Here is a 22,415-nt window from a genome sequence, read left to right as displayed (position 1 = left end):
GATCAGCCTTCCAGGATGGCGAGGACACGTGCCCGGTCGGGTTTGCCCGAAGCCGTGCGCGGGATGTCGGATGTGAAGACCCAGCGGCGGGGTACCGCGAAACTGCTGAGGCGTTCACGGAGGTGCTTGGCCAGCTCCGAGGTGGTGGTGCCGGGGTCGGCGTGGACGAGGGCGGCGACCATCTCGCCGCGGTCGGGGTCCGGGACCCCGGCCACCACCGCGTCCTTGACCGACGGGCTGTTCAGCAGGTGGTGCTCGACGTCGAACGGACTGACCTTCGCGCCGGCCACGTTGATGAGCACCTTCGTCCTGCCGGTGAGCCGGAGCCGTCCGTGCTCGTCGAGGCTGCCCAGGTCGCCGGTCTCCACGAAGGACGCGCCGGGGCCGTCTCCGGGAAGGGCCGGGGCGGTGGGGACGGGCGCCCGTCCGCCGCCGCCCGTGAGGTAGTGGGCGGGGGTCGCGGGCCGGTCGATCACGACCCGTCCGGCCTGCCCCGCCCCGAGGGGTGAGCCGTCCGGTCCGAGGACGCGCACGGTGACTCCCGGAACCGGCAGCCCCACCGAGCCCACCGTGTCCGGGCGCGCGGCGAGGTTCATCGTGGCGATGCCGCCCTCGGACAGCCCGTACTCCTGGCAGATGGGCACACCGGTGACCTGCTGCCACGCCTCGGCCCAGGAGGGGTGCAGCGGGGCGCCCCCGGAGAGCGGGTGGCGGAGCCCGGGGAGGCCGCTGCGGCGGACCTCCTTCGCACGGGCCACCGCGCGGAACACGTAGGGGGTGCCGCACATGGTTCCGGGGCGGTGCTCGTGCGCCATCCGGACCATCCCCGCCGGGTCGTAACGGGGTGTCAGCAGAGTCGGCGCGCCGGCCCGGAGCGCCGCGGTGAGCAGCCCGGAGGCGAAGCTGTGCGATACGGGGGTGCCGGTCAGGACCGGGTGTTCCGGGCCGAGGCCGAGCGCCTGCGCGACCGCGGCGGCCTCGTCCTCGATGTTCGCCGCACTGCGCAGGACCCCCTTGGCTGTGCCGGTGGTTCCGGAGGTGAGGTGCACCAGCGCGATGGGGTCGGTGTCCGCTTCCGCGGGCTCCGGGCCGGGCAGTCGTCCGGCCCCGTTCGCGGAGACGAGGAGGGTGGCTCCCATGTCGCGGGCCAGCGCTTCGGCGGTGGCGGCGGGCATGGCCTCGGGCAGGGGCAGGACCGGGTGTCCGCAGGACCGCAGGGCCAGGAAGTCGATCACCCACCGGCAGTCGCCCGGCCGGTGGAGCGCGGCGATTCCGGGGCGGACGCCGGGTGCGGGGGCCAGTTCGCGGGCCCGTTCCGCGACCCGGTCGACCAGCTGGGACCAGGTCAGCGTGTGCTCGGGATCGGCCAGTGCGAGGGCGTGCGGGCGTTCCGCGGCGTGGCCGTGGAGGAGGTCGAGGATCATGCCGCCCCCTCCGTGCCCGGACGCCGGTAGTGGACGAGCACCGTGGCGGAGTAGGCGCCCGTGGCGGCGACCACCGCTTCCTCGACCTCGCCGCGCGCGATCATGTCCATGGCCTCCAGATGGGCGGTCAGGGGTTCGGCGGCGCCGCCCGGCGCCTCGTGCTCCGTCCAGCCGGAGTACGGGGCGAGGACCGCGCTCGTGTGGTCCAGCCCGGTGGCGATCAGGGTCTTGGGCCTGTCCTGGCAGAGCCGCGCGAGCCCTTCCTCCAGGACGTCGAGCCCGGCCGGCGCGGCGGCGACGGGGAGCCGGACCGCTGCCACCAGCTCGACCGCGGACGCCTCGCCGCGGGCGGGCCCGGAGCCGAGTGCGATCACGGTGCCCCTCGGTGGGACCGGGGGGTCCCCCGCTTCCGCCCAGAGCCGGTTCTCCGGGGCGTCGTAGCCTCCGGAGAGGCAGGCCGACGCCCTTCCCGTCGCGACCAGGTGGGCGGCCGAGACGAGTGCCTCGACCGCTGCCGTCCGGCCGAGGAAGGTCTCGGTCTGACCGGTGACGCCGAAGAGGACGGACGCCATGGAGGCGGGGGTGTTGAACGTGGACAGCGCGAAGTCCATCGGGTCGACGCGGCGGGGCCCCCGCTCCTGGAGCGCGGTCCAGATGCGGGCGTGGTGGCTCTGCATCCCGTACTCGGTGCCGAGCAGGAGGCCACCGGCGAGGAGGTCGGCCCGCGTCGTCTCCGGCAGGCCGCCCAGGAGGGCGCCGACCGCGTCGGCCACCAGGAGGCAGGTCCGGTCGGGGCGGGGGTTGCCCACGGGCGCGGCGGGCACGGCGGGTGATCCGTCGGCCCACCCCGCGGACCAGCCGCGGGCGGTGGCCCGGCCGTCCGCGACCGAGGCGGCCGCGTACACGTGGACGGGTCTACGGGCCGGGGGGCGGGGTTCGGCCGGACGGTCGTCCAGCACCACCGTGCAGTTGGCGCCCCCGAATCCGGAGGCGTGCACCACGACCGAACCCCTGGGGTGGGGCCCGTGTCCGTCGGAGAGCGCGAGCGCCCCGGTCCGCGGGTCCTGCTCCCCGGAGTGCGGCACCGGGGGCGTCGCGTTCCGGATCAGTCCCTCGGTGGCGGCGATGAAGGTGAAGAGCCCGGCGGCGCCTTCGGTGTGCCCGGCGGCGGCCTTGGTCGCCGTGGCCGGTACCGGGAGTCCGTCGTGGGAGAGCACGTCGCCCACGGCCTGCGCCTCCGCCAGGTCGCCGGCCTGCGAGGCGGTGCCGTGCGCGTGGTAGAGGCCGATCTCTTCCGGGCTGCGGCGGGCGTCGGCGAGCGCCCGGTTCAGGGACCGGGCGATGCCCTGCGCGGAGGGGGTCGTCAGGTGGACGGCGTCGGAGCTGGCGCCCCAGCCCTGGAGGGCGGCCAGGGCCGGGTGCCCGCGCTCCGCCGCGTGCCGGGCGTCCTCCAGGACGACGACCGCCGCCCCCTCCGCGAGGACGAAGCCGTCCCGGTCCGCGGAGAACGGCCGCGTCGTCGTGCGGGACAGCAGGCGCATCGAGTGGAAGCCCGCGAAGACGACCTCGGCCAGTACATCGACCGCGGCGACCAGCACGACCGGGGTCTCGCCGCTCCTGATCCGCTCGGCGGCCCAGGCGAGCGCCCCGGTGCTCGACGCGCACGCGGAGGACAGCACCGCACAGGGCCCGTCGAGCGCGAGTTGTTCGCGCAGCGAGACGGCCGGTCCCTCCTTGCGGTACCGCCTGGCGTCGGTCCCGCTGTCGGGCGGCACCGCGCCGAAGGCGACGTCCGGCAGGTGCCAGCCCGCGCTCGTGGACGCGAGCGCCAGCCCGGCGGTACGCAGGTGCTGCGGCGCCAGAGCGGCCCGGTCCAGGGCCTCGCGCGCCGCCGCCGCCAGCAGGTCGGCCGGGCGGTCCTCGAACGGCCCGTTCCAGCCCGGTACTTCGTGTACGGCGGCGGTGCGGTAGGCGGAGGCGCCGGGCCAGTCGGCGGTCTTCGGCGGCCGTCCCGCGTAAAGGCCCTCCCAGAAACTCGCGACCCCGGCCCCGAAGGGCGAGACGCAGCCCATGCCGGTGACCGCTACCCCCGTGGCCCCGGTCACTTCGGTCCGAGCCCGGAGACGCCGTCCACAAGACGCGCGAGGTCGGCCACGGTCTTCGCGGCGTCGAGATCGCTGTCGTCGATGTCGATCCGGAACGCGTCCTCGATGTCGGCGGCCAGCGACAGCAGCTCCAGCGAGTCGATGCCGAGGTCCACCAGCCTGGCCTGCGGTGACACCGTCGCGCTGCCGTCCCGCAGTTCGGGACTGTGTGCGATCAGCAACTTTTCCAGAGCGTCGGTGATGCCCTGCTCGGTCATGTGCTCGTCCTTGTCTCTGTCCGAGTCTCTGTCCGACCGGACCAGGTCAGTGGTGGTTCCGGACCGTGTCAGTGGTGGTCCCGGACCGTGTCAGTGGAAGTCGGGGTCGAGTCGGCCCATGGCCGCCAGTCCGACCTTCAGCTGGCCGTCCGGGTCGAACGTGTCGTAGAAGGTGCCGCGTTCCAGGTCGAAGATGCGCGCGGCGCCCATGACGGAGGGGCCGCGGACGAAGAGGGTCAGACAGGGGTCGGTGTCGCTGTCGTTCATGACCTGGTGCGGCCGACCGGCCGGAAGCGAGTTGGACTCCCCTTCCGCCAGGGAGTGTTCGAGGTCCTCGTGGAGCAGGGACGTACCGGCCGCCTCGTCGGTCTTCAGGATCTCGAACTGCTTCTCCCGGTAGCCGCCCCGCAGCATGACGGTGCTGCAGTGCCACTTGTGGTAGTGGACCCGCTCCTCCGCGCCGCCGTTCTGCCGCCTGGTCTTGAAGCGGTGCAGCCGGATGCGGAAGCCGTTGCCCGGTTCCATGTGGAGGACGAACTTGTCCATGAGGATTCTCGGGTACGCGGAGTGCGGGGCGAGGCTGCGGAAGAGTTCGGCGTCCGCGAGGATCTGGTCCGTGCGCTCCGCGAAGACCTCGGGGCGGGCGGCCGCGGCCCGCAGGATCTCCTCGACGACGGGTGCCTGCCGCTCCATGTACGCGCTGTCGCGCCAGTCGACTTCGCCCCGCAGGGCTGTCACGAAATCGTTCCACGTACTGATGGCCACGGTTCCCCCAGGGAATTCGGCGAACGGTCGGATGAGTGCGGGAGATCAGGTCATGCCGGGGGGCCCTCGGGGGCGCTTCCGGTGGGGACGACGGTCACGAGCGCGGGCACCATCGCCGAGGGAAAGTCCGGCAGGGCGCGGTGCGCCGCCCGGCGCAGCTCCGCGACGTCGACGGGCTCGTCGCAGAAGATCCGGGCCGTCAGGACGGGGCCGTCTGCCCCTTCCCCGAGCCCGGCCTCGACGCGCCGGCCGGGGAGGAGGCCGGAGAGCATCGACACGACGTCGGGCAGGTGGACCCAGCACTCGTCCACCAGGGCCCAGTCCGCGCCCCTGGCAGGGGGGAGGCAGCCGTCGGCGGCGACGAGGTCGCGCAGCTCCGAGAGCGGCAGGTCGGCGCCGGCGCACGTGATGAGCACCCGTTCGAGGCCCCGCATCAGCCGTTCCGCCGACTCGGCCGGCATGAAGGCGGTGTCGATCATGGCGTAGACGTGGTCGCAGTCGCCCAGGGTCCGGGCGTGGAAGAAGAACTTGGCGTCCTGCCGGTCCCACTCGCCGATCCAGGCCAGTCGCGTACGGCTCGTGAGCGCGTCCAGGTCGGCGTCGTGGTCCGGCTCGGCGGAGCGCCCGCCCATGAACACCCGGATGTCGTTGAAGAACGACGAGAGGTCGAGGTGGACGCCTCGTTCGCCGTTGACCCGCGCCATCAGCCGGTCGCGCGCGGCCGGGTCGCACTGGCTGCGCAGCAGGTCGGCCTTGGTGGCCTGCGCCACGGATCGGACCAGCTCGGTGAAAGACCCGTCCGTGAGGTCGGCACGGACCAGGCCGTTGCTCACGGCGCTGCTCACGATGCCTTTCAGGTCGGGGAAGGACCGGTTGCCGAGGATGGTCTTGAAGGCCACGCGCCGGTTGCCCGTGAACGCTCCGAGCATGAGGGCGGTGGCGGCGAGGAGCACGTTCGACGTGGTGGTGCCGTCGCGCCCGGCGATCCGGCGCAGCGCCTCGGTGAGGGCCGGGGAGCTCATTTCGAGCCGCTTGAAGCGGTGCGGGTCGGGCGTGAGCCGGGGTCCGGGGAACATGGTCTGCGGCATCGTCCGCAGCTGCTGCTCCAGCCGTTCGAGGGCGCGTGCGGAGAGCCGTTGGCCCGCCGGCGACTGTTCGTGGGCGGCGCGGTCGAGGGGCTGCGGGGCGGGTACGGCCCAGGAGGCGGGCGGGACGGGCGCGCTCATCAGTTCGGCCAGTTCCCGGGAGAGGACCCGGGTCGCGCCGCCGTCCGCGAACACGTGGGAGAGGACCATGACGACCCTCGCGGGCACCCCTCGGACGGTGACGACGCAGAGGCGCGCGGGCCGGTCCGCCAGCAGGTCGAAGGAGCGGCCGGACAGCTCTTCGCGGCAGCGCGCGGCGACCTCGTCCACGGCCTCGTCGGACGCTTCCGCGAGGAGGACCGGCAGCTCCCCGGAGGCGAGGACCTCCTGGAGCGGCTCCCCGTCGGCGGCGAGGGTGATGCGGCTCCGGAACGCCTCATGGCGGTGGACGACGCGGCTCAGTGCGTCCATGACCCGGTCGTACGACAGTCCGTCGGGCACCGGGACGGACAGCGCCATGTTGAAGTAGTGCGCCTCCTCCCCCATCCACTGGGAGTCGTTCCACAGGAGTCGCTGCGCCCACATGAGGGGGCCCGGTCCGCGCGCCGGGCCGGAGAAGGCGATGTTTCCCGGATTCCGCGCCCCGGTCGCCGGGCTCCCGGACGTGTCGCTCGTAGCGGTCACAGCGCTGAACACTCTCCGTCCGGTGCGGTAGGGAACTGCGGCCGCTCGACGCGCGACGGCTGTGCGAACAGCGTCAACAGCGCCTTTTCGGCCCGCAGTTGGGCATCAGTGGCTGAATCTGAACTCAGATTGGACTGGACCAATGAAGGTGTCAAGATCGTCTCGCCATGCAGGACACGCCCAACAGGCGTCCGGGCACGCCGAGTAGAGGCCCGGCGACCAGGTCGTCCGGACACGGGGGAAGGTGTCGGTCAGGCGGTGTACGCCCCCGCCTGGAGGTCGAACATCTCCTGGTAGAGCCCCTGCCGGGCCATCAGGTCCTGGTGGCTGCCGGCCTCGGCGACCCGGCCGCCGTCCAGGACCACGATCCGGTCGGCGAGGCGGACGGTGGAGAAGCGGTGCGAGACGAAGATCGTCGTCCCGCCGCCCGAGGAGGCTGCGGCGAAGCGCTCGAAGAGGGAGTGCTCGGCGGCCGCGTCCAGGGCGGCGGCCGGCTCGTCCAGGACCAGCAGCAGCCGGTCGGAGCGGAGCAGTGTGCGGGCCAGCCCGAGGGACTGCCACTGGCCGCCGGAGAACTCCTGCCCGTCCCCGTAGCCGCGTCCGATCAGCCCGTCCAGGCCGCCGGGCACCTTGTCCTCCAGCGCCCCGGCTCGGGCGTCCGCGAGTGCGGCGCGGAGCGCGGCGTCGTCGTCCAGGGCCGTGAGCCTGCCGACGCCGACCGACTCGCGGAGCGTCAGTTCGACGCGGGCGAAGTCCTGGAAGAGGGTCGCGAGCCGCTGCTGCCACTGTTCGGGATCGAGGTCGGCGAGGTCGACGCCGTCGACCAGGATGCGGCCCTCGGTGGGCCGGTAGAGCCCGCAGAGGAGCTTGACGAGGGTGCTCTTCCCCGCCCCGTTCTCACCGACGAGCGCGGTGCTGGAATCGGCCGGCAGGAAGAGGGAGACATCGTCCAGGATCTTCCGGTCGCTGCCCGGATAGGCGAAGGAGACGTGTTCGAGACGGATGCCCTCGCGCAGTGCGGGCGGCGGGGCGGCGTGCCCGGATTCCCCGGACACGGCGCCCAGCGCGCGCAGATCGGCCAGGAGTTCGGTGATCCGTCCGGCGCTCTGCAACCGCCCCAGCTGACCGAGGGCGGCCGCGACCTGCCCGCCGACCTGGACGGCCAGCGTGAGCGTGAGCACCAGCTCGCCCACCCCCGCCTCGCCGCGCGCGGCCCGCCGCAGCACGATCAGGATCGCCGCCCCGTAGGCGGCCGCGAACCAGACCTGTCCGGCCGCGCGGACCAGCGCGCCGCGCAGTTCGCCGCCCAGCTGCCGTTGGGTGACGCCGCGCCAGGCGGCCGCGTGACGTTCGGTGACCGCTTCCCGTGCCCCGAAGAGCCGGATCTCCTTGACGGTGGCGGCGGTCGTGCCGACGTCCACCAGGTGCCGGGCGAGCTGGAGTTCGGATGCGCTGCCCGTCCGTGCGGCGTCGACGATCCGCTGAGCCCGGCTGCCGGCGAGCACCGCGGGGACGGCGGCGAGCGGCAGCAGGACCAGCCAGGGGTCGACGCGGGCCAGCACCACGGCGGTGAGCAGCCCCTGCAGCAGCGAGCCGCCGAGCAGCAGCAGTGCCTCCAGGGCGGCCCGGACCTGGAAGATCCGGTCGCCGAGCTGGGTCAGCGTCTCGCTGAACCGGGGGTTGTCGTGGGCCTCGATGCCCGGCGAGCCGTTGACCACATCGGCGATCTCCCTCCCGATGGCGAGCTGTTGGAGCTGGGCGAGCTCGTAGTAGGAGAGGTGCGCGAAGTGCGCCATGGTCAGGTCGAGCACCAGCACCAGGCCGATGCCGACGGAGAGGGTCAGGGCCGCGTCGCCCCGTCCGTCCAGGGCCGCCTCGGTGAAGGCGGCGAGCAGTACGGCGGCGACCGGCGCGGCCACGTATCCGGCCGCGAGCAGGCCGACCGAGGTGAGCAGCCGCGCGGGGCTGAGCCGCCACCCGAGCGCCAGCAGGTAGCGGGCCGAGGCCATGACGGTTCTCAACTTCTGCTCCCGACGGTGTCGTTGTCGTCCTCGAAGCGCTGGGCCTGGAGCCGGAAGAGTTCGGCGTAGCGGCCGTCCGCGCGCATCAGGGAGTCGTGGTCGCCCTGTTCCAGGACCCGTCCGTGCTCCACGACGACGATCCGGTCGGCGTGCCGGACGGTCGAGAAGCGGTGCGAGATGATCAGGCTGGTGATGCCGCGCGAACCGGCCTCGGCGAGGAACTCGTCGAAGAAGGCGACCTCACCGCGCACGTCCAGCTGCGCCGTCGGTTCGTCGAGGACGAGCAGCGAGGCCCCGCCCTCGACGGCGAACAGGGCACGGGCGAGGGCGATGCGCTGCCACTGACCGCCGGAGAGGTCGTGCCCGCCCTCGTAGCGGCGGGAGAGCGGGGTGCGCAGTCCGTCGGGGAGCTTGCCGACGACGGGGCCGGCCCCGGCCCGGCGGGCGGCGTCGAGCAGGAGGGCTTCGTCGGCCGCCAGGTGGGGTGCGCCGAAGCCGATGTTGTCGGCGGCGGGCAGTTCGTACCGGAGGAAGTCCTGGAAGACGACGGCGATCCGGCGCTGCCAGGATTCCGGGCTGTGCGCGGCCAGATCGGCGCCGTCGACGGTGATCCGTCCGGAGGTGGGGTCGTAGAGCCGGGCGAGCAGTTTGACCAGGGTGGTCTTGCCGGCGCCGTTGAGGCCGACGATCGCGGTGCAGGAGCCGACCGGGATCTCCAGGTCGAGGCCGTTCAGGACCGGGGGCGCGTCCGGGCGGTAGGAGAAGGCGACGTCCTCGAAGCGGATGCTGTGCGCGGGGCGCGGCGCGGGCTCCGTACCGGCGGCCGGCCGGGGCTTCGACTCCTCCAGCGCTTCGAGCCGTTCGAGGGCGTGGAAGGACACCAGGCCGAACTGGGTCTGGGTGTCGCACTCGGGAAAGGCGATGCCGAAGCGCATGGTGACCAGGGCCGCCTGGAGGCCGATGCCGAGGGCGAGGAGGTCGGTGCGGCCCTGCACGGTGCCGTGCGCGAGCAGCGCGAACACGGCGGTTCCGCCGGCGAATCCGGCGGCGGCGAGGGCGATGAAGGGCCAGAACTGGAGGCGGCGGCTGCCGGCCCAGAGCGGGCGCAGATGCTCCATGGTGTCGCGGCCGAAGCGGGCGCCGAGCCAGGGCATCAGGCCCAGCAGCCGGATCTCCTTCGCGGCGCCCGTCCCGGTCGCCAGCTGGCGGATGTAGCCGGTGCGCCGCCGGTTTCCGGCGAGGGAGTCCCAGAGGGCGGCGTAGCGGCCCAGGGTGCCGCGTACCCCGAACCTGATGGCCAGTGCCGTGCAGGCGGTGATGACGGCGCCGGCCGGTCCGGCCGCGTACCCGACCAGGGCCACGGCGAAGGTGAGTTGGAGGTATCGGGAGTACAGCAGCGGCAGCGCGGCGGCGGCCTCGCCGGGGGTGGGGACGGTGCGTGCGAAGGCGGCCCTGGCGTCCGCGAGCAGGTCCTCGTGCGCGCTGTCCTCCAGGACCCCGAAGGGCGCGCGGCGCAGCGTGACGTCGAGCAGCCGTCCGATGCAGTGGCCGTCGACCCGGCGCGAGACCGCCTCGGTCAGCGCGGGCTGGAAGGGCGTGAGGGTGTGCTGGAGCGCGAAGGCCCCGACGACGACGGCGAGCCATCCGTAGACCTCCCCGGTCAGGCCCGACCCTCCGGCGACACGGTCCAGGAGCACGCTCGCCGCGAGCATGAAGCCCCCGGGCAGCAGTCCGAGGACCGTGTTCACCAGGAGTGATGCCGCCACCAGGGGCGTTCCCGCGCGGGGCAGCAGCCGGGCGAGGTCGATCCAGCGGCCGGCTCTGCGCCGTACGACGGCGACGGCTCCGGCGAACGATGGTGGTCCTGGCACAGCGGTCTTCCCCCCGGTACATCCGTGTGACAGCGACGGCCGGCGCGGACCGCACACCCGGAGGCACGGTCGGGTCCCGGAGGCGCTCGATGATCCACATATTGGCCTGGACCAATTCCGGGCGTCAAGGTTCCTCGTGCCCGCCGGAGCCCGAACTGGGCCTCGCGGGGTGACACTTGTCAACGGAGGAGCACCTGCGGAGATCCGCAGGTGCTCCTCCGTGAAGGGCGCGTACGCGCTACGGCGTCACGCCTTCGCGTACGGCCTGATCGCCGTGGGGGCGTGCGCCGGGTCCGTCGCGAGGTCCTCGAACTCGTTGACCGAGGCGATGTCCGTGCCGCTCATCGCGATGTTCGTGACGCGTTCCAGGATGGCTTCGACCACCACCGGGACCCGGTGTTCCGCCGCCAGCTTCTTGGCCTCCTCGAAGGCCGGGAGGAGGGCGTCCGGGTCTGTGACGCGGATGGCCTTGCAGCCGAGGCCCTCGACGACCTTGACGTGGTCGACGCCGTAGCCGCCCAGCTCCGGGGAGTTGAGGTTCTCGAACTCCAGGTTCACCTGGAAGTCGATGTCGAAGTTGCGCTGCGCCTGGCGGATCAGGCCCAGGTACGAGTTGTTGACCAGGACGTGCACGTACGGGATGCGGTGCTGGGCGCCCACCGCCAACTCCTCCAGCATGAACTGGAAGTCGTAGTCGCCGGAGAGCGCGACCACCGAGCCCTCCGGGTCGGCGGTGGCGACGCCGAGTGCGGCCGGGATCGTCCAGCCGAGGGGGCCGGCCTGGCCGCAGTTGATCCAGTGGCGCGGGCGGTACACGTGGAGCATCTGGGCGCCCGCGATCTGGGAGAGGCCGATCGTGGTGACGTAGCGGGTCTCGGGGCCGAAGGCCCGGTTCATCTCCTCGTACACGCGCTGCGGCTTCAGCGGGACGTTGTCGAAGTGCGTACGCCGCTGGAGGGTGGCCCGGCGTTCCTGGGTGGCGGCGGCCCAGGCCGAGCGGTCCTTCGTGCCGCCCGACGCCTTGCGCTCCCGGACCACCGCGACGAACAGTTCCAGCGCCGCCTTCGCGTCGGAGACGATGCCGAGGTCGGGTGCGAAGATCTTGCCGATCTGCGTGGGCTCGATGTCCACATGGACGAAGGTGCGGCCCTCGGTGTAGACGTCGAGCTTGCCGGTGTGGCGGTTGGCCCAGCGGTTGCCGATGCCGAGGACGAAGTCCGACTCCAGGAAGTTGGCGTTGCCGTAGCGGTGCGAGGTCTGGAGGCCGACCATGCCGGCGTTCAGCTCGTGGTCGTCGGGGATGGCGCCCCAGCCCATGAGGGTGGGGACGACCGGGACGCCGGTCAACTCGGCGAACTCCACCAGGAGTTCGGCGGCGTCGGCGTTGATGACGCCGCCGCCGGCGATGAGCAGCGGGCGCTCCGATGCGTCGAGCATGTCCAGGGTGCGTTCGATCTGGCGGCGGCTCGCGGCGGGCTTGTGCACCGGCAGCGGCTCGTACAGTTCGGGGTCGAACTCGATCTCGGTGAGCTGCACGTCGATCGGGAGGTCGACGAGGACCGGGCCGGGGCGGCCGGTGCGCATCAGGTGGAACGCCTGCTGGAGGACGCCGGGGACCTGCGCGGCCTCCAGGACGGTGGTGGCCGCCTTGGTGACCGGGGCGGCGATCGACGCGATGTCGACGGCCTGGAAGTCCTCCTTGTGCAGGACGGCGGTCGGCGCCTGCCCGGTGATGCACAGGATCGGGATCGAGTCGGCGATCGCCGAGTACAGGCCGGTGATCATGTCGGTGCCGGCCGGGCCCGAGGTGCCGACGCAGACGCCGATGTTGCCGGGGCGGGCGCGCGTGTAGCCCTCCGCCATGTGCGAGGCGCCCTCGACGTGGCGGGCGAGCGTGTGGTGGACCCCGCCGGCGGCCTTGAGGGCCGCGTAGAAGGGGTTGATCGCGGCGCCCGGCACACCGAACGCGTTGCTGACGCCTTCGCGCTTGAGGATCTCGACTGCCGCGCGGGCAGCGGTCATACGAGGCATTGAGTGCTCCTGCTCGTCCCTGGGTGGAGTCGGGCTCTGTCGCGCCACCTGAGAGCACCAATTCCGTATTACGGAAGTTATCTTCTGTTATGTGGAAATGAATGTACGACGCGTCCGGGTGGCCGTCAAGGACGGGGCGGGCATCAACTGGAGCGAATCCCTGCCGGGCCGGGGCCTCTTGGGAGAGCATGGGGACACGGAGCGGAGTCGGCCCGATACGCGAGGCGTGCCCGCTGCCGCGCGGCCCGGAAGGCGTCGGAAAGGAGCCGAGGTGGAGTCAGTGCCGCTGCGATGCCCCGCCTGCCGCCGCGAGCACGCGTACGTCACGCCCGTCTACGCCTGCCCCTGCGGCGAGCCCACGGCGCCCCCGCTGCTGCGCGGCGCGCCCGTCGTCCCGATCACCCACCGCACCTGGAACGACGACTGGGTGACCGTGCGCTGCCGGGGCTGCGGCCGGCACGACCAGTGGCCGCAGCCCGAGTTGTGCTGCCCGTGCGGGGCGGTGCTGCGGGTGCCGGTGCGGCCGGTGGCGTCCGCCGGGGCGGTCCGGCCCGCGCACATACCGCTGCCGCGCACGGCGGCGGCGCCCCGCCCCGCGTTCCGCCCGCTGACCATCCGCACCGCCCGCGACGCGGTCGCGGCGGCGGCCCGGTATCTGTCGTGGCTGGGCTTCCGCGAGGTCACGCACCCGGTGCACCGGCCGGCCTCGCGGATCGACCTGCGGGCGGCCGGGCTGGTCGCCCAGGTGGACGCCGGCACCCGGCCGACCGGCCTGCGGGACGTCGAGTGCCTGTGGCTGAACGCGCTCAACGGCTCGGTGCTCGGGGTGCTCTTCTCGCTCGCGGGTTACGCGCCGCAGGCCCGGCGGCGCGCCGACGCGCTGTGCGTGCCGCTGTTCGTCCTGGACCTCACCGGAACCCCGCAGCCGGTGAACGGCGCGGCGGACGAACTCGTCAGCACCGGCGCGTAAGCACGCGCGCGCCCCCCTTTTTCGGACACGGAGGCGCCGCACTATGTCGTACCTCACAGAAACCGCCCGGCCACACTGCGTGTGATCCGTCACGTTCTGGCCAACGGGCCCCGATCAGGGGTTCGTTGTCAGTGGCGGGGCCTAAAGTGGAACGCATGGTCTTAACTCGACGGACTTCACCACCTACGAATACGCCCGCGTACGCCCCCGCGCGCCCCCGCCGGGCGGCGCAGCGCACCGCCCTGGAGGCGAACGAGGCGATCCGCGCGCTGGTGGACGCCCGCGCGGGCCAGGAGTGGTCTCCCGTGGAGGCCGCCGCGTACGAGGTGCTGCTCATCGAGTGGGCCGCCGCGACGCGGGGCGCCGCGGCGGACGTGATCGCCGCGGCCTGAGCCGCCGGCGCCCGGCCTACGGCCGGTAGTTCTCGCGCAGCTCGACCTTGCGGACCTTGCCGCTCACCGTCATCGGGAAGGTCTCCAGGATCTGGAGCAGGCGCGGGATCTTGTAGTGGGCCAGCTGCCCCTCGCAGAAGGCCCGCACCTCTTCCAGGCCCGGCGGGTCGCTCGGGTCCGCGGGGATGACGCAGGCCAGCACCTCCTCGCCGTACCGCTCGTCCGGCACCCCCACCACCTGCACGTCGGCGATCTTGGGGTGGCGGTAGAGGAACTCCTCGATCTCGCGCGGGTAGATGTTCTCGCCGCCCCGGATGATCACGTCCTTGATGCGGCCGACGATTTGTACGTAGCCGTCCTCGCGCATCACCGCGAGGTCCCCGGTGTGCATCCAGCGCCCCGCGTCTATCGACTCGGCGGTCCGCTCGGGCTGGTCCCAGTAGCCGAGCATCACGCTGTAGCCGCGGGTGCACAGCTCGCCCGACGCGCCGCGCTCCAGGGTCACCCCGGTCACCGGGTCGATCACCTTGACCTCGATGTGCGGCATCACCCGGCCGACCGTGCCGGTGCGGCGTTCCAGGTCGTCGTCGCGGCGGGTCTGGGTGGACACCGGCGAGGTCTCCGTCATGCCGTAGCAGATGGACACCTCCGCCATGTGCATCTCGGCGACCACCCGCTTCATCACCTCGACCGGGCACGGCGACCCGGCCATGATGCCGGTGCGCAGCGAGGACAGGTCGTACGAGGCGAAGTCCGGCAGGTTCAGCTCGGCGATGAACATCGTGGGCACCCCGTACAGCGAGGTGCAGCGCTCCTGCTGCACGGCGCTCAGTACGGCGGCGGGTTCGAAGGAGGGGCCGGGGATCACGATGCAGGCGCCGTGCGAGGTGGCGCCGAGGTTGCCCATGACCATGCCGAAGCAGTGGTAGAAGGGCACCGGCAGGCAGATCCGGTCCTGCTCGGTGTAGGCGACCAACTCCCCCACGAAGTAGCCGTTGTTGAGGATGTTGTGGTGGGAGAGGGTGGCGCCCTTGGGGAAGCCGGTGGTGCCGGAGGTGTACTGGATGTTGATCGGGTCGTCGCAGGAGAGTTCCGCCTCGCGGGCCGCGAGTCGCTCCGGCGTGACCCGTCCGGCGGTGGCGACGAGTTCGTCCCAGGAGGCGTCCCCGATGTAGTGGACGGCGCGCAGCTCCGGGCAGTCGGCGCGGACCTCGTCGACCAGGGCCCGGTAGTCACTGGTGCGGTGGGCGAGCGAGGCGACCAGGAGCGAGATCCCGGCCTGCTTGAGTACGTACGCCAGCTCGTGCGCCCGGTACGCCGGGTTGATGTTGACCATGACGGCGCCGATGCGGGCGGTGGCGTACTGGACGAGCACCCACTCGGGGCAGTTGACGGCCCAGATGCCGACCCGGTCGCCCTTGGCGACGCCGGACGCCAGCAGGGCGCGGGCCAGTTCGCCGACGGCCGCGCCGAACTCGGCGTACGTCCAGCGCCGCCCGGACGGTACGTCGACCAGCGCCTCGCGGTCGGGCCAGGCGGCGACGGCCCGGTCGAGGTTGCGTCCGACGGTGTCGCCGAGCAGGGCGGTGGTGCCGGTGCCGTGGGCGTAGGACAGCTCGGTCATGCCAGGTCCCCCTCGGCGTACTCGGTGCCGCCACCCTGGGCGGTGCGCTCGCGCAGTTCGATGCGGCGGATCTTGCCGGAGACGGTCTTGGGCAGTTCGGCGAACTCCAGCCGCCGCACCCGCTTGTACGGGGCGAGCACGGAGCGGGAGTGGGCGAAGAGCACCTTCGCGGTGTCCGGTCCCGGCTCCCAGCCCTCGGCGAGCACCACGTACGCCTTCGGCACGGAGAGGCGCACCGGGTCGGGGGACGGGACGACCGCCGCCTCGACGACGGCCTCGTGCTCCAGCAGGGCGCTCTCCAGCTCGAACGGGGAGATCTTGTAGTCGGAGGACTTGAAGACGTCGTCGGCGCGCCCGACGTAGGTGATGTAGCCGTCCTCGTCGCGGGCGCCGATGTCGCCGGTGCGGTAGTAGCCGCCGGCCATCGCCTCGGCGGTGCGTTCGGGGTCGCCGTGGTAGCCGGTCATCAGGCCCACCGGCCGCGCGGACAGGTCGAGCGAGATCTCGCCCTCGGCGGCGCCGGGCTCCCCGCTCACCGGGTCGAGCAGCACCACCCGGTAGCCGGGGCTGGGCCGCCCCATGGAGCCGGGCTTGAGAACCTGGCCGGGGGTGTTGGCGACCTGGACGGCGGTCTCGGTCTGGCCGAAGCCGTCGCGGATGGTGACGCCCCAGGCGCGCCGGACCGCCTCGATGACCTCGGGGTTGAGGGGTTCGCCGGCCGCGACGACCTCACGCGGCGGGGTCTTGAGCTGGGTGAGGTCGGCCTGGATGAGCATGCGCCACACGGTGGGCGGGGCGCAGAAGCTGGTGATGCCGGAGCGGTCCATCTCGGCCATGAGGCGGCCGGCGTCGAAGCGGGTGTAGTTGAAGATGAAGACCGTCGCCTCGGCGTTCCACGGGGCGAAGAGGTTGGACCAGGCGTGCTTGGCCCAGCCGGGCGACGAGATGTTGAGGTGGACGTCGCCGGGCTTGAGCCCGATCCAGTACATCGTCGCCAGATGGCCCACCGGGTAGGAGACATGGGTGTGCTCGACCAGCTTGGGGCTGGCGGTGGTGCCGGAGGTGAAGTAGAGCATCAGCGGCTCGTCCGCGTCGGTCTCGCGGTCCGGCGTGAAGGCGCGGGGGGCGTCGGCGGCCGCCGCGTAGTCGAGCCAGCCCGCGGTCGGGGCGCCGACGCAGACGCGGGTGTAGTCGCCGGGCACCTCGTCGAACTTGCCGGTGTCGGTGTCCCGGACCAGGACGTGCCGGACCCGGCCGCGCTCGACGCGGTCGCGCAGGTCGGCGGGGCCCAGCAGCGGGGTCGCCGGGATGACGACGGCGCGCAGCTTCATCGCGGCGAGGGCGGTCTCCCACAGCTCGACCTGGTTGCCGAGCATGACGAGGATGCGGTCGCCCTCGCGCACCCCCTGGCCGCGCAGCCAGTTCGCGGCCCGGTCGGAGCGGGCGGACATCTCGGCGAACGACACCTCGGTGCGCCGGCCGTCCTCCTCCACGATGTGCAGGGCGGTGCGGTCGTTGTCGCGGGCGATGACGTCGAACCAGTCGAGCGCCCAGTTGAAGTGGGGGCTGCGGGGCCACTGGAAGCCCGCGCAGGCGGCGTCGTAGTCGTCGCGGTGCCGGAGCAGGAAGTTCCGGGCCGCCCGGAACGTCTCCGTCGCACTCGTTTCCGGCATGTGCCCTCCTCTTTACCGACCCGGCCGGTCCATTGGCTTGTCCCATGATGTAAACAGTGACCCAGGTCTCACCACCCCCGGACGGGGGTGTCGCGGGGCGGCCATTCCATCGGGGGGCGGGCAGGGAGGCGTCAGGGTGCCGGAATCCTTCGAGGCGGTCGAGATGCAGGCGGCGCTGCTGCGGCTGCGCCGGACGAGCGGGCTGCCGGTGGCGTTCGGCGGGCTGCTCTCCGGCAGTCGCCATGCCAGGATCGCCGAGGTGAACGGGGCGCGTACCGGGGCGCTGCGCGGGCTGATGATCTCCTCCGGCAGCGGTCTGGGCGGCAAGTCCATGGCCCTGTCCCGGCCGTGCGCGGTCACCGACTACCGCTCCTCGCGCCACATCAGCCACGAGTACGACACGGCCGTCGCGGCGGAGGGGCTGCGCTCGGTGGTGGCGGTGCCCGTGGTGGTGCGGCGGGAGGTGCGCGGGGTGCTGTACGGGGCGCTGCGCGAGCCGCTGACGCTCGGCGACCGGACGTTCGACGCGGCGGTGGCCGCCGCCCGCGACGTGGAGCAGGCGCTCGCGGTACGGGACGAGGTGCGGCAGCTGCTGGCGGCGAGCCGTCCGGAGCCGGCCGCCGGGGACACGGTGGCGCCGGGTGCCTGGGAGGACGTCCGGGAGGCGCACCGGGAGCTGCGCGCGCTGATGCCGAAGGTGCTGGACCCGGCGCTGCGGGACGAACTGGCGGCGGTGTGCGGGCGGCTGGCCTCGGCGACGGGCACTCCGGCGCCGGGGGCGCGCGAGGTCCGGCTGGCGCCGCGCGAGATCGATGTGCTGGCGTGTGTCGCGGCGGGCGCGACCAACGCGGTGGCGGCGGAGCGGCTGGGGCTGCGCCCGGAGACGGTGAAGGGCTATCTGCGTTCGGCGATGCGCCGGCTGGGGGCGCACACCCGGCTGGAGGCGGTGGTCGCGGCCCGGCGCGCGGGGCTGCTGCCGTAGACGGCGCACCCCCGTCCGCTCAGCGGCCGAGGTCGACGAACCGGGCGAACCGGACGTCGTGCGCGGCGGCGCCGGTCATCGTCGTGACCAGGCCGGCCGCCTCCTGGGTGAGGGCGTCGCGCTCGGCTGCGGTGAGCGGGCGCAGCTCCTGGACGGTGAGCGCGGCGGGGGCGTCGCGCGGGGTGTCCAGGCGCCAGACGGCGGCGAAGAACCCGTCCACCAGCACGCTGCCGTAGTTCTGGTTGCCCACCCCGTTGAGGCCCTTGAACGGGGCCGGGATGATCCGGGTGCGGTCGGCGTGGCCGAGCAGGACATTGTCGAACTCGGGCAGGAAGCGGGGCGGGGCCGGGGTGTCCTCGGCGGGGCGCGGGGCGTCGGGCAGGTCGAAGAGTTCGACGCCGTGCTCGTCGCGGAAGGTGGTGAGCCGGGGCCGCAGCCGCTCGAAGACCTCCTTGAGCCGGGTCAGCCCGGCCCAGCTCTGCATGTCCTTGACCGAGGCGGGGCCGAAGGCGCCGAGGTAGCGCAGCGCGGTGGCGTCGATGTCGGGCGCGGCCTGCGCGGCGCGGCCGAGCCAGTGGTCGGCGGTGGTGAGGGCGACGCCGCCGCTGCGGCCCCAGAGGCCGCGCGGGGTGACCTGGACCAGGGGCAGCACGCAGCGGGCGGCGATGGTCAGGGCCTGCGGGTCGGCGTCGGGCCACTCGGCGAGCAGCAGGGCCCGGATCTCCTTCGGGGTACGGGGCGCCTCCTCCACGTATGCGCGGGTCAGCTCGCGCAGCCGGTCCACGTCCACGCCGGGCAGCTTCTTCCGGAACAGGGCCAGCTCGCGTTCGACGGCCGGCTGGACCAGGGGGCGCAGGGTGAGGGCGTCGTCGGCGGTGTGGGTGTGGACCGTGGAGCGCAGGGAGGCGATGCGGACGACCTCGCGGGATTCCATCAGCGCGGAGAGTTCGGCGGGCCGGAAGTCCTGGAGCCGGGCCAGCAGCTGGTAGTACGGCGGCTCGGTGTTCTGCGCCTGAAGGCCGACGAGGTGGGCGACGGCGTCCCGTGCGCTCATCTCGGCACGGTCCAGCAGCAGCTGGCGTGCCAGGGTCGCCCGGCCGAGCGCCCTCGGCGTGAGCACGGGGGCGGGCGCCGCACCGGCGGTGGTGGTCTTCCTGTTCACGGCCATGACGGCACGCTACGCCGCCATCAGGTCGGTTTCGGTCCTATTGAAGGAGTTCCAGGCCCGTTCGGAAACAGGAGGCCGGGACCGTCGCCATGCCGTCGCCGTACGGTAGCCGGGATCGCGGTGCGCCCGCCCGCATCATGGTGCGGTGATCGCCGTCCTGTTCGCCGTGCTGACCGCCGTCAGCAACGGCTCCGCGTCCGTGCTCCAGCGCCGCGCCGCCCTCGACGTGCCGCAGACCGGGGCGCTGCGGGTGTCGCTGATCGGCCATCTGCTGCGCCGGAAGGTGTGGCTGGCGGGGATCGGGCTGGTGATCGTCGCCGCCGTGTGCCAGGCCGTGGCGCTGGCGACCGGCCCGATCTCGCTGGTGCAGCCGATCTTCGTCATCGAGCTGCCGGCGACGCTGCTGCTGGCCGCCTTCCTGATGCGGCGCCGGCTGCCGCGTTCGGTGTGGGTGGGGGTGGCCGCCGTGACGGTGGGGCTGGCGCTGGGGATGGCGACGGCCGCGCCGGGCGGCGGCAGCGAGTCGGTGCGGGGGGCCGCGTGGGTGCCGGCGCTGATCCTGACGGGCGTGTTCGAGGCGGTGCTGATCGCGGGCGCGCTTGCCGCGCGGGGCAATGTGCGGGCCGCCCTGCTGGCCACGGCCGCCGCCTGCGGCTACGCCCTGACCGCCGCGCTGATGAAGGACGCCATGGCCCGGCTGGACGACGGGGGCGGCGCGGCGGCGCTGTTCGGTGCCTGGCAGCTGTACGCCATGGCGGCGGCGGGCGTCGGGGCGCTGTTCCTGCTCCAGAACGCGCTCCAGGCGGGCACGCTGGTCGCGGTGCAGCCGTGTCTGACGCTGGGCGACGCGCTGATCAGCGTCCTGTACGGGGTGACCCTGTTCGGCGAGGACGTACGCACCGGCTGGTGGGTGCTGCCCGAGCTGCTGGCGCTCGCGCTGATCGCGGCGGGGTGCGTGGAGCTGGCGCGTTCGCCGCTGGCCACCGGGGACGCGACGGGCCCGGCCCGCCCGCGCCGGGTCGAGTGACCGGGCGCGGGCGGGCGCCGGGGGGCGTACCCGTACCGCCGTGCGTTGCTCGCGGATCGGCGTTACTTGCTGATCGCGAAACGCATCAGGGCGTGCTCGTCGCCCTGCTTGATCTTGCCGGTCTCGTTGATCACCTGAAGCTTCCAGCCGGCGCCGACGCGCATGGCCTTGGCCACGGCGCAGCCGTTGTCGTTGGTGAGCAGGCTCGGCCAGATGTCGGCGACCTGCTGGCTGCTGCCGCCCGTGGCGTCGTAGACCTTGATGCTGACGTTGCGCGCGTTCTGGAAGGAGCTGCCCTTCTTGTACGCGGCGGCGACGAAGACGATCGACGTCACGTTGCCCGGCACCTTGGCGAAGTCGACGGTCACCGTCTCGTCGTCGCCCTCCCCCTTCCCGGTCTGGTTGTCACCGCTGTGCAGCAGCGAGCCGTTGCCCAGCGGGTCCAGGGAGTCCAGTCCGGCGAGGCGCACCGGGTCCGCGCCCTGCATCGCGATGGCGATCAGGTCGAGGTCGGTGCCCTTCTTCTGCTTCAGCTTCCCCATCAGCCCGCCACTGCTGCCGACGGTGGGGTCCCAGGAGACGCCGATGGAAAGGTGAGTCACCCCGTCCAGGTCCGCCGGGCCGTCTTCCTTCTTCAACGTGATCATGCGTGATCCTCTTCGTGGCGAGATTCCTACAGGGTGAGTCTGCCTGGTGACCTCGCCCGACCCCTCACCAGGGGCAAAATTTCGACCAAGTGTTGGACGCGTCGGGCCGGATTGTCCTGCCTTGGCAGGATGGACACATACGTGTACGCATGGTAGGGGGTGGTTCACATACGGAATCCCGGCGGCGGCGCGCTGAAGCGGCATCGCGCTCAGGCGGCGTCCCGTACCACCAGCGGCGTTCCGAGGCGCTGATGGCCGCCACTGGCCAGCATGCGCACCTCCGCGTGGTCGCTGATCTCGGCGCGAACGATGCCGGTCTCGTCCTCGTAGACGGGGTGACCGCCCGCTCCGCTCTGTGCCGTGCGGTGGACGGTGACGGTGTCGTCCTCCACGGCCGAGGACTGGAACACGAGCTGGTAGCTCTCCGGATAATCCATGATGACGGGCTCTCCAGACGACCGTTTCCGGACCGGCCCTTCGGGGCACGTCCGGCCCTGCACCGTCCATGGTCGCGCACACCCCGCCCGGACGCAGGACGCGCCCGCGCGGGCCGGGCTGCCTATCCTGAGAGGGAGCCCCGCCGCGGGAAGGGACAAGCGCCATGGATGATGCCGACCGGGGCGACGAGGTCTACCAGCCCCAGCAGCAGTCGCAGGCGGCCGACCCGATCGAGCAGCTCGATACGGAGGACACCCTCGACGACCCGGACGTGGACGACGTCCTGGACCGGGGGTACTCGCCGCCGGAGCGCCCGTACGCCGTGGACGACGTGGGCACCACCGCCGCCGAGCAGCACCGGGGCGAGAGCCTGGAGAGCCGGCTCGCCCGCGAGCTGCCCGAGGACGGCGCCCCGCCCGGGGACGGGGTGGGCGATGTCGTGGACGGGGACGGTGAGCCGTGGGACGGCGAGGTCGGCACGGTCCGCGCCGGGCGGCTGACCCGCGATCTGGACATCGACGAGCCGGACAGCACCGCCGGCGAGGACGTCGGCATCGACGGCGCGGCGGCCTCCGCCGAGGAGGCGGCGGTGCACATCGTCGCGGACGGCCCGGACCGCGTCTAGCCACCCCGGAGGGTCCGCTCCCCCGGCCTTACCCCGCAGGTAATCGACGCCCCGCGCGGCGTCGGACATCGTGGTTCTCACAGCACAGCGCTCCCGGCCCCGGCGGGCCGGAGCCCTACGGGAGGGACCACCACGATGACCACGTACGACGACGCCGTGCAGCGCTACTTCGCCGCCTGGAACGCCGGCTCCGACGAGCTGGAGAAGGCCGTCGCCGCCGCGTTCACCGCCGAGGCCACGTACACCGACCCGCTGGCCGACGTCCGGGGCCACGAGCGGCTGGCCGCCACGATCGCCGGGGCGCGGGAGCAGTTTCCGGGCTTCGTCTTCCGGCCGCTCGGCGCGGTGGACGGGCACCACGCACTGGCGCGGTTCGGCTGGGAGCTGGTCGCGCCGGACGGCTCGGCGCCCGTCGCCGGCTTCGATGTGGCGGCCCTGGCGGAGGACGGCCGGATCGCCTCGGTGAGCGGCTTCCTGGACCGGGTGCCCGCCGTGTGAGGGGGCGGCTCGGGGGCGTGAACGGCGGCGCGCGGCCGGGCCGGGGCGCGCCGTTCCCGCGGCCTTCGGCGGCCGGGGGCCGAACGTTTTCCGGAATTCACCTCTGATGCCTTGTCATCGCCTGTTCT

General features: G+C 72.9%; 19 protein-coding genes. 6 read left to right on the top strand and 13 right to left on the bottom strand.

Going from position 1 to position 22,415, the window contains the following annotated elements:
- Positions 1-2: 2 nt before the first annotated feature.
- The 8 genes from OG710_RS25285 to gcl form a co-directional block, all read right to left on the bottom strand.
- Positions 3-1,424 carry a class I adenylate-forming enzyme family protein gene (locus tag OG710_RS25285; protein WP_330241365.1) on the bottom strand — a complete coding sequence of 474 codons (1,422 nt, stop codon included), beginning with the start codon at positions 1,422-1,424 and terminating at the stop codon, positions 3-5.
- Positions 1,421-3,529, bottom strand: a complete 2,109-nt coding sequence (locus OG710_RS25280; protein WP_330241364.1) for a beta-ketoacyl synthase N-terminal-like domain-containing protein — start codon at positions 3,527-3,529, stop codon at positions 1,421-1,423. Before OG710_RS25280 ends, OG710_RS25285 begins: the two co-directional genes overlap by 4 nt.
- Entirely contained in the window at positions 3,526-3,786 is a 261-nt protein-coding gene (locus OG710_RS25275) for an acyl carrier protein (protein WP_330241363.1), read from the bottom strand. Before OG710_RS25275 ends, OG710_RS25280 begins: the two co-directional genes overlap by 4 nt.
- A gap of 90 nt (positions 3,787-3,876) precedes the next feature.
- Entirely contained in the window at positions 3,877-4,524 is a 648-nt protein-coding gene (locus OG710_RS25270) for a hypothetical protein (RefSeq protein ID WP_330241362.1), read from the bottom strand.
- Between the two features lie 77 nt (positions 4,525-4,601).
- Positions 4,602-6,320, bottom strand: coding sequence for a condensation domain-containing protein (locus tag OG710_RS25265; RefSeq protein WP_330241361.1), 1,719 nt, complete (start codon positions 6,318-6,320; stop codon positions 4,602-4,604).
- Between the two features lie 251 nt (positions 6,321-6,571).
- Positions 6,572-8,341: an ABC transporter ATP-binding protein gene (locus OG710_RS25260; RefSeq protein ID WP_330241360.1), complete on the bottom strand. Its 1,770-nt coding sequence runs from the start codon at positions 8,339-8,341 to the stop codon at positions 6,572-6,574.
- Positions 8,338-10,212, bottom strand: coding sequence for an ABC transporter ATP-binding protein (locus tag OG710_RS25255; RefSeq protein ID WP_330241359.1), 1,875 nt, complete (start codon positions 10,210-10,212; stop codon positions 8,338-8,340). The genes OG710_RS25260 and OG710_RS25255 overlap by 4 nt, the downstream gene beginning before the upstream one ends.
- Before the next feature lie 246 nt (positions 10,213-10,458).
- Complete coding sequence (gene gcl, locus OG710_RS25250; RefSeq protein WP_330241358.1) at positions 10,459-12,243, bottom strand: glyoxylate carboligase; 1,785 nt, start codon at positions 12,241-12,243, stop codon at positions 10,459-10,461.
- A 271-nt stretch (positions 12,244-12,514) separates the two neighbouring features.
- Between gcl and OG710_RS25245 the strand changes: the two genes are divergently transcribed.
- Complete coding sequence (locus OG710_RS25245; RefSeq protein WP_330241357.1) at positions 12,515-13,213, top strand: hypothetical protein; 699 nt, start codon at positions 12,515-12,517, stop codon at positions 13,211-13,213.
- Between the two features lie 155 nt (positions 13,214-13,368).
- Positions 13,369-13,605, top strand: coding sequence for a hypothetical protein (locus OG710_RS25240; RefSeq protein ID WP_330241356.1), 237 nt, complete (start codon positions 13,369-13,371; stop codon positions 13,603-13,605).
- Positions 13,606-13,621: 16 nt separating this feature from the next.
- Here OG710_RS25240 and OG710_RS25235 read toward each other — a convergent pair whose 3' ends face one another.
- Positions 13,622-15,229 carry an AMP-binding protein gene (locus OG710_RS25235; RefSeq protein WP_330241355.1) on the bottom strand — a complete coding sequence of 536 codons (1,608 nt, stop codon included), beginning with the start codon at positions 15,227-15,229 and terminating at the stop codon, positions 13,622-13,624.
- The gene (locus OG710_RS25230) at positions 15,226-16,902 is read right to left on the bottom strand and encodes an AMP-binding protein (RefSeq protein WP_330241354.1); all 1,677 of its coding nucleotides are present in this window, start codon (positions 16,900-16,902) and stop codon (positions 15,226-15,228) included. Before OG710_RS25230 ends, OG710_RS25235 begins: the two co-directional genes overlap by 4 nt.
- Positions 16,903-17,065: 163 nt before the next feature.
- On the opposite strand from OG710_RS25230, the gene OG710_RS25225 reads away from it, so the two are divergent.
- Positions 17,066-17,884 (top strand): response regulator transcription factor, encoded by an 819-nt coding sequence (locus tag OG710_RS25225; protein WP_443064336.1) that lies wholly within the window; start codon positions 17,066-17,068, stop codon positions 17,882-17,884.
- Between the two features lie 19 nt (positions 17,885-17,903).
- Here OG710_RS25225 and OG710_RS25220 read toward each other — a convergent pair whose 3' ends face one another.
- On the bottom strand, positions 17,904-19,052 hold the full coding sequence (locus OG710_RS25220; protein ID WP_330241352.1) for a winged helix DNA-binding domain-containing protein: 1,149 nt from the start codon (positions 19,050-19,052) through the stop codon (positions 17,904-17,906).
- 145 nt (positions 19,053-19,197) lie between these two features.
- On the opposite strand from OG710_RS25220, the gene OG710_RS25215 reads away from it, so the two are divergent.
- Positions 19,198-20,079: a DMT family transporter gene (locus tag OG710_RS25215; RefSeq protein WP_330241351.1), complete on the top strand. Its 882-nt coding sequence runs from the start codon at positions 19,198-19,200 to the stop codon at positions 20,077-20,079.
- Positions 20,080-20,141: 62 nt separating this feature from the next.
- On the opposite strand, the gene OG710_RS25210 is transcribed toward OG710_RS25215, so the two are convergent.
- Together OG710_RS25210 and OG710_RS25205 are read right to left on the bottom strand one after the other, a co-directional pair.
- On the bottom strand, positions 20,142-20,726 hold the full coding sequence (locus OG710_RS25210; RefSeq protein ID WP_111338953.1) for a TerD family protein: 585 nt from the start codon (positions 20,724-20,726) through the stop codon (positions 20,142-20,144).
- Positions 20,727-20,935: 209 nt separating this feature from the next.
- Positions 20,936-21,163 carry a DUF6296 family protein gene (locus OG710_RS25205; protein WP_111338952.1) on the bottom strand — a complete coding sequence of 76 codons (228 nt, stop codon included), beginning with the start codon at positions 21,161-21,163 and terminating at the stop codon, positions 20,936-20,938.
- Positions 21,164-21,327: 164 nt separating this feature from the next.
- On the opposite strand from OG710_RS25205, the gene OG710_RS25200 reads away from it, so the two are divergent.
- Positions 21,328-21,789, top strand: coding sequence for a DUF5709 domain-containing protein (locus OG710_RS25200; RefSeq protein ID WP_330241350.1), 462 nt, complete (start codon positions 21,328-21,330; stop codon positions 21,787-21,789).
- Between the two features lie 135 nt (positions 21,790-21,924).
- Positions 21,925-22,287 carry a nuclear transport factor 2 family protein gene (locus OG710_RS25195; RefSeq protein ID WP_330241349.1) on the top strand — a complete coding sequence of 121 codons (363 nt, stop codon included), beginning with the start codon at positions 21,925-21,927 and terminating at the stop codon, positions 22,285-22,287.
- The last annotated feature ends 128 nt before the right edge of the window (positions 22,288-22,415 follow it).

Source organism: Streptomyces sp. NBC_00525, from assembly GCF_036346595.1.
GTDB lineage: Bacteria > Actinomycetota > Actinomycetes > Streptomycetales > Streptomycetaceae > Streptomyces.
This window is presented reverse-complemented; position numbering and strand designations above follow the sequence as displayed.